The organism is Cryobacterium fucosi (genome assembly GCF_004403515.1).
GTDB classification, from domain to species: domain Bacteria; phylum Actinomycetota; class Actinomycetes; order Actinomycetales; family Microbacteriaceae; genus Cryobacterium; species Cryobacterium fucosi.
On sequence record NZ_SOHH01000102.1, the window covers coordinates 1 to 7,385 of the forward strand.

General features: G+C 70.0%; 7 protein-coding genes. 4 read left to right on the forward strand and 3 right to left on the reverse strand.

What is annotated here, in order from left to right; translation table 11 throughout:
* The coding region (locus E3T48_RS14740) for an ADP-ribosylglycohydrolase family protein (protein WP_134524791.1) at positions 1–825 on the reverse strand (825 nt) is incomplete at its 3' end.
* A 277-nt stretch (positions 826–1,102) separates the two neighbouring features.
* Between E3T48_RS14740 and E3T48_RS14745 the strand changes: the two genes are divergently transcribed.
* Genes E3T48_RS14745 through E3T48_RS14760 form a run of 4 tightly spaced genes read left to right on the forward strand, consistent with a single transcriptional unit; the run spans position 1,103 to position 4,150 of the window.
* The gene (locus tag E3T48_RS14745; RefSeq protein ID WP_420898385.1) at positions 1,103–1,903 is read left to right on the forward strand and encodes an amino acid ABC transporter substrate-binding protein; all 801 of its coding nucleotides are present in this window, start codon (positions 1,103–1,105) and stop codon (positions 1,901–1,903) included.
* 54 nt (positions 1,904–1,957) lie between these two features.
* Complete coding sequence (locus tag E3T48_RS14750) at positions 1,958–2,626, forward strand: amino acid ABC transporter permease (RefSeq protein ID WP_134524793.1); 669 nt, start codon at positions 1,958–1,960, stop codon at positions 2,624–2,626.
* Positions 2,613–3,425 carry an amino acid ABC transporter ATP-binding protein gene (locus E3T48_RS14755; RefSeq protein ID WP_134524794.1) on the forward strand — a complete coding sequence of 271 codons (813 nt, stop codon included), beginning with the start codon at positions 2,613–2,615 and terminating at the stop codon, positions 3,423–3,425. The genes E3T48_RS14750 and E3T48_RS14755 overlap by 14 nt, the downstream gene beginning before the upstream one ends.
* Before the next feature lie 26 nt (positions 3,426–3,451).
* Positions 3,452–4,150 carry a Pr6Pr family membrane protein gene (locus E3T48_RS14760; RefSeq protein WP_134524795.1) on the forward strand — a complete coding sequence of 233 codons (699 nt, stop codon included), beginning with the start codon at positions 3,452–3,454 and terminating at the stop codon, positions 4,148–4,150.
* On the opposite strand, the gene E3T48_RS14765 is transcribed toward E3T48_RS14760, so the two are convergent.
* Positions 4,071–5,105, reverse strand: a complete 1,035-nt coding sequence (locus tag E3T48_RS14765) for a TerC family protein (RefSeq protein WP_134524796.1) — start codon at positions 5,103–5,105, stop codon at positions 4,071–4,073. The genes E3T48_RS14760 and E3T48_RS14765 overlap by 80 nt on opposite strands.
* Positions 5,106–5,299: 194 nt before the next feature.
* Positions 5,300–7,385: SbcC/MukB-like Walker B domain-containing protein (locus E3T48_RS14770; RefSeq protein WP_277613518.1), on the reverse strand; the 2,086-nt coding region annotated here is incomplete at its 5' end.

Sequence of the window (7,385 nt, forward strand, 5' to 3'; positions counted from 1 at the left end):
CGCGGCCAGGAGCGCACCGGCGGCCCCGGCCACCGCATCGGTGTCGCCGCCGCCGCGGGCGGCGGCCTCCACGCCTCGGCGGAGCTGGCCGGCATCCGCCTCGGTGTGGCCGATCGCCGACGAGGCGGCCTGCAGGGTTTGCACAACCCAGCCGTTCCGGGGGAATTCGGCCGGCCACTTGTGGGCGGCCTCCGCCAGCCGCGCCGCCCACACGTCCCTGCGGGCAGCCGGAAGCAGCTCCAGCCCGATTCGGAGGTCGATCTCCCCTTCGAGCACCGCGTGGCGGAGGGCGAGTCCGAAGAGCACGCAGGCGTCGCCGGCATCCGCCTCGACGTGGGTCAGCTCGCTGATCCGGCGGGCGACGTCGGCGAGCGCGGCCGGGTCGTCGAGGCAGGCCAGCGCCACCGGGACGGTGCGGAGGAGGGAGCCGTTGCCTGCGCTGCGCCCGGTGCGGTCGTGCTGCTCCCTGGCCATCCGCCGGCTTGCCGCGGCCGTCGGGTCGGTGCCGGAGAGCACCGCGCCGAGCTGGATCCCGGCGTACGGCGCGGACCGGGACCAGCCCGCCCATTCGGCCACGATCTCGTCCAGCACGGCTTCGGCGGCGAGGTTCCTGTCCTTCGAGGCGGCGATCGCGATCGGCACGGCCATGGCCGTGTGGTCGGTCCACTCCCCGGACGCCCAGTGGAAGCCGCCCCCTCCGCGCATGCTGACCGGGGTCCGGGCGGGAAGGGGTCCGGCGAATTCGTAGCCGGCGCCGAGGGCATCCCCGCAGGCAAGCCCGAGGAGCACTGCGGCCGATCGATCGTGTTGGGCAGGGGTGAGCATGCGGTGACTCCTTCGGGTTGAGTCGACGGGCGCAGCCTACTTCGGTTCGGAGAGGCCAGGCAAGGCCCGGCAAGGCATTGACTGGAGGCGCGGATCCGTGCGAGTAACCGAGCGTCACGGGAATACGCGCGGTCACCGGTGGCTTGTTAGTCTTCGGACGACGCCTTCGGGCGCGCCACGGAAATCCAGCACCCTGCGATTTCGTCATCCCGGACCGTCACCACCCGGACGTTCCGCCCGCATCCCGGTTAGGCCAGAAATAATGAAGCTCAAGATCATGTCGGCGGTTCTTCTCACAGCGGTTGCCGTCACGCTGGCCGGCTGCTCCACCGGCGGGTCAGGCCAGGGCACGACGGCCGCGGCGGGCGGCGACACGTCGCTGTCGTCGGTGCAGAAGGCCGGCACCCTCACCGTGGGCACGGAGGGCACCTACCGCCCGTTCTCCTTCCACGGCGAGGGCTCAGGACCGCTCACCGGGTTCGACGTCGAGGTTGCGCAGGCCGTCGCCGCAAAGCTGGGCGTCAAGGCCAAGTTCGAAGAGACGCAGTGGGACGGCATCTTCGCCGGTCTCGAAGCCGGCCGGTTCGACGTCATCGCCAACCAGGTGTCGATCACGCCGGAGCGCACCGCGAAGTACGAGTTCTCGACGCCCTACACCTACTCTTCCGGGGTCATCGTCGTGAAGAGCGACAACACCTCGATCACCTCGTTCGCCACCCTGGCCGGCAAGACCAGCGCCCAGTCGCTGACCAGCAACTGGAACACCCTCGCCACGGAGAGCGGCGCGAACGTGCAGGCGGTCGAGGGCTGGGCTCAGTCGGTCGCCCTCGTCGAACAGGGCCGGGTGGATGCCACGGTGAACGACAGGCTGACCTACCTCGACTACAAGAAGCAGACCGGCGCGGCCGGGCTCAAGGTCGCCGCGACCACCGAGGACCAGTCCGAGAGCGCGTTCGCGTTCGCGAAGGGCAGCACCAAGCTGGCCGGCGCCGTCGACAAGGCGCTCGCGGAGCTGACCAGCGACGGAACCCTGGCGACGATCTCCGACAAGTACTTCGGGGCCGACGTCTCCCAGTAGCCTGAGTCTCCGCCACCCATAGTCAGCCTCGAGCAGGATCCTGGACCACTCCGCATGAACCAATCCACCTGGGACCTGTTCCTGAGCTCGCTCGGACCGATCATCCTGGGTGCTGTCACCGGAACGATCCCGCTGGCCCTGGTGTCGTTCACCGTGGGTCTCGCCCTCGCGCTCGTGGTCGCGCTGATGCGGTTGTCCCGGCGGCGGTGGCTCTCCGGGGTCGCCCGGGTCTACATCTCGATCGTGCGCGGCACCCCGCTCCTGGTGCAGCTGTTCGTGATTTTCTACGGACTGCCGTCGCTGGGCGTTCTGATCGACCCGTGGCCGAGTGCGGTGATCGCTTTCTCGGTCAACGTCGGCGGGTACGCCGCCGAGGTGATTCGCGCGGCGATCCTGTCCGTGCCCAAGGGCCAGTGGGAGGCCGCGTACATGATCGGCATGTCGCACCGCCGCGCCCTCACCCGGATCATCCTGCCCCAGGCCGCCCGGGTGTCCGTCCCTCCCCTGTCGAACACCTTCATCAGCCTCGTCAAGGACACCTCCCTGGCTTCGCTGATCCTGGTCACCGAGCTCTTCCGCCAGGCGCAGCAGGTGGCAGCCTTCAGCCAGGAATTCATGCTGCTGTACCTCGAGGCCGCACTCGTCTACTGGGCGATCTGCCTCGTCCTCTCCTCGGTGCAGGGCGTGCTCGAGACGCGATTGGACCGCTATGTCGCCCACTGATCTGCCGACGGATGCCGCGACCGCCGGTGCTCCGGCGCCGGCTCCCCTGCTGACCGTGCGGGGCCTCCGCAAGAGTTTCGGCACGAACCAGGTGCTCGAATCGATCGACCTCACCGTCGGACGCGGCCAGGTGCTCGCCCTGATCGGTCCGTCCGGCTCGGGGAAGACCACCATCCTCCGCTGCCTCAACGGGCTCGAGGTCGCCGACGGCGGCGCCATCACGATCGGCGGGGAGGTCACCATCGACTTCGGCCGGGTCCCGGCGCCGTCCCGGCGGGACCTCGCCGCGCTGCGCGACCGCTCGGCGATGGTGTTCCAGCACTACAACCTGTTTCCGCACAAGACCGTCCTCGAGAACGTGCTCGAGGGTCCCGTCGTCGTGCAACGACGACCCAGGGCCGAGGTCACCGCGGAGGCGCTCGCCCTGCTCGACCGGGTCGGTCTCGGCGACAAGATCGATGCCCACCCGTTCGAGCTCTCCGGCGGCCAGCAGCAGCGGGTGGGGATCGTGCGCGCGCTCGCGCTCCGACCTCAACTGCTGCTCTTCGACGAGCCGACGTCGTCGCTCGACCCTGAACTCGTCGGCGACGTGCTGCGCCTGATCAAGGAACTCGCGGTGGAGGGCTGGACCATGGTGATCGTCACGCACGAACTCGAGTTCGCCAGGGAGGTCGCCACCGAGGTCGCCTTCGTCGACGCGGGAACCATCGTCGAGCACGGCGACCCGAAGCAACTGCTCCGGAACCCCACCCAGGAGCGCACCCGCCAGTTCCTGCACCGTCTCCTGTTCCCGTTCTGACGCCCGCTGGGCACTAATCTGATCTGGTGACCTCGAGCCTCAAGACTGCCGAACGCCCCACAGCCGTCGAACCGGCCACGCCTGCCCGGCGCGGGTTCGGCATCCTTCGCCTGCTGGTGGGCCTGCTCGTGTTCGCGAGCATCGCCACCCAGATCGCCGACCAGCTCGCACACGACGCGTTCAACGCCGGGGAGTACTTCGGCTATTTCACCATCCAGTCCAGCCTGATGAACGTGGTCGTGCTGCTGGTGGGCGGGTCTCTCGCGCTCCGGGTGCGAGAGGACACCGAACTCCTCACCCGGGTGCGGATGTGCGTGCTCGCCTACGCGGTCGTCACCGGCGTGGTCTACAACCTGCTCCTGCGCAATCTGCCGCCGGAGGGTTTCGTCGGCATTGCCTGGCCGAACGAGGTGCTGCACGTCTGGGCGCCCATCTTCATCGTGGTGGACTGGCTGTTCGCTCCGGGCCGGCCGGCCCTCGCCTGGACGCGGCTGGGCTTCGCCATCGTGTACCCCCTGGCCTGGGTCGTCTTCGCCCTGGTGCGCGGCACTCTGACGGGGTTCTACACCTACCCGTTCCTCGACCCGACCGGGCCGGGCGGCACCCTGGGCGTGGCGTTCTACGTGCTCGGCATCGCGGCGTTCATCATCGCGATCGCCGCCGCGGCGATCGGCGCGAGCCGCCTGCCCACAACGGCTCGAGCGCGTCCAGCTCCTCCTCGGTAGCCGTCCGGAACGCACCGGCCGACTCGGCCGCGACCGCGCGACGGCCCTGGCCGCGGGTCGCCAGAAGGCTCAGGATTACGGAGGCCGCGATGATCGTGGCAACGACCAGCAGCGACACCGTGGTCGGAACGTAGAACAGGTCGAGCAGCAGCATCTTGACGCCCACCCAGACGAGCACCAGCGCGAGTCCGATCTTCAGGTACACGAAGCGGTGCATCAGGTCGGCGAGGAGGAAATACATCGCTCGGAGTCCCAGAATGGCGAACGCGTTCGCGGCGAAGACGATGAACGGTTCGCTGGTCACCGCGAAGATCGCAGGAATCGAGTCGACCGCGAAGACGACGTCGGTGACCTCGACCAGCACCAGCACCGCCAGCAGCGGGGTGGCCAGCAGCACGCCGCCCCGGCGGATCAGGAGCCGTTGCTCGTGGAATGCGTCGGTCATCGGCACGAACCGACGGAAGACCCGCAGCACCGGGGACTTCTCGGGGTGCACGTGTTCGTTGCGCTGACGGATCATCCGGTATCCCGTGTAGATCAGGAACGCCGCGAAGACGTAGAGCACCCAGGAGAAGGTCTCGATCAGGATGGCCCCGGCCGCGATGAACCCGCCGCGGAGCACAAGCGCCCCGACCACACCGAGGAAGAGCACCCGGTGCTGGTACTGGCGCGGCACGGCGAAGGCCGAGAAGATGATCGCCCAGACGAAGACGTTGTCCACCGAGAGCGACTTCTCGATCAGGTAGCCGGCGAAGTACTGCTGGCCGAATTCGGCGCCGGCGACGACCCAGATTCCGACGCCGAATCCGATGGCGACGAGCACCCAGAGCACCGACCAGGCGGCCGCCTCCCGCACCCCGATGACGTGCGCGGTGCGGTGGGCGAACAGGTCGACGGCGAGCATCGCAGCAATGACGCCGAAGACGATCAGCCAGGCGGAGAGGGGAACATCCATGGGGACGCCTTCCAGTCGGTATTCCAACTGGAGGTCTCGTCCGGCCCTCTCGGACCCGCTGCACCGGATTCCGCTGGGGGAACCGAATTGACGATGCGACGTCGGGGACTACTCCCCTCCTACGCCAAGTGAACCAGAACGGGCCGCCCTCAGGCTTGGAAGTCGCCGTGAAACGGATGCGGCGCGCCTCGCGGCTACGCCGGCACCATCGCGGGTTCGATCTCGCTGCTGCCCTGGTCGGTCACGATGATCGACAGCTTCGCGGGGATCTGCTCCTTCATCGAGTCGACGTGGCTGATCAGCCCGATGGTGCGCCCGCCGGCCCGCAAACCGTCGAGGGTGCTCATCGCCGTCTCCAGGGTGGCGCTGTCGAGGGACCCGAAGCCCTCATCGACGAAGAGGGTGTCGAGGGCGATCCCGCCGGCCTGGTTCGACACCACCTCGGCCAGTCCGAGCGCCAGGGCGAGGGAGGCCAGGAACGTCTCGCCGCCGGAGAGCGAATGGGTCGGGCGGGCCCGCCCGGTGTGCTCGTCCCTGATCGCCAGGCCCAGCCCGGACTGGCTGCCGCGGTACTGCAGCGAATCGTCGTGTTCGAGCGCGTAACGGCCCCCGGTCATGGTGCGCAGCCGGCCGTTCGCCGCGGCGATGATCTGCTCGAGCTGCGCGGCGAGCACATAGGTTTCCAGGCGCATCCGTTTCGTGTTCGGCTCCTCCCCGTGCACGACCGCGGCCAGCGCCCGAACCTGGGCCTGGGTGGCCAGCAGTTCAACCGACGCGTCGAACAGCGACCCGGCCTCGCCGAGGAGGCCCGTGGTCACGGTCATCCGCTCGGCCAGGGAGGCGCGGTCGGCGATCGCCGTGTCGCGGAGTGCCGCGGCGGCGGCCAGGTCTCGCCGTGCCGGCTCCGGATCGACCGGTTCGCGGGGCAGGCCGCCGAGTTCCGGCTCAGCGAGCACGGCCAGAGCGGCGGCCGTCTCATCGTCGTGGCGTCGGATCCGCGCCTCCACCTGAAGCAGGGCGGCCTCGGTGAGCCGGGCGGCGACGGCTTCCGCCTCCTCGGCGAAGCTCTCGGCGGTCAGCTGGGTCTCCGCGGTCGCGGCCGCGGCGTCTCGGACCCCGCGGTGCTCGCGGCTGCGGTCGAGGGCGTCGTCGAGGGCGCGCGCCGCGTCGAGTTCGCGCTGCAACCGGTCGACGAGTTCGGTGACGGATGCGGCTCGGCCACGCTGCGCAGTGACCCGTTCGAGGATCCCGGCCTGCTGGCTCTCTCGTTCGGTGAGCCGGGTGGTGTCCATTTCCCTGGCCTGCCGCGCCTCGGCCAGCACCCGGCCGGCCTCATCCAGTTCGGCGCGCAGGCGAGCCTTCTCGGTCTTGAGATCGGTCTCGTGGACTGCCGCCTCGCGCGCGGTTGCAAGGTCGCCGGCCGCGGCCTCGATGTCCGGCTCCAGCTCGTCGATGCCACGGTCGCCCGCCCGGGTGCGGGCCTCGGCCAGACGCAGTTTGATCTCCTGGATCCGGGTGCGGGTCTGTTCGAGCCTGGCCTGGCCCTTCGTCATCCGCGACCGGGCGTCCTCGATGTCGGTTTCGGTGACCGGCTCGCCGTCGCTGACCGCCCTGGCCGGGTGGACGGTCGAGCCGCACACCTCGCATGCCTTGCCGTCGACGAGCTGTTCGGCCAGTTCGCCGGCGTGGCCGGCGAGCCGGCGGTCGACCAGCACCTGGAAGTGAACGGCGGCGGCGGTGTTCGCAGCCGCCGCCTCGATATCGGCCTGGAAGGCCCCGTCGAGTTCCACGCCGCGGGCGCTCACTTCCTCGGCAGCGGCCCTTGCCCGCTCCAGCCGGGTCAGGGCTGCGCGCGCCTCCGGTTCGCGGGCGGCGGCGAGGGCCGCGAAGGAGCGGTCCCGGTCGACGGCGTCGATCTGTCCGGGCAGCCGCTCGACCCTGCCCTGAGCCGCGTCGACGGCATCGTTGTGCAGGGCGAGCCTGACCCGCACCTCGGCCAGTTCACGCTCGAGGCCGGGCAGCATGTGCTCGGCGACGAGCACGTCGCTGAGGGAGCCGAGCCGCCCGAGCAGGTCGTCGATGACCGTCCCGAGGGCCTCATGCGATTCGGTGCCGGCGGCTCCGGCGGCGGCCGGGCCGGCGCCAGGTTCCGTCTCGGCCAGGGTGCGCCATCGGTCGCGGGCATCCGCCTCGCCGGCGACGGCCGCGGCGAGAGCCTCCTCGGCCTCACCCCGTGCCGTGAGGAGCGGCCACACCCGCGCCGCCCGGTTCGCCGCCTGC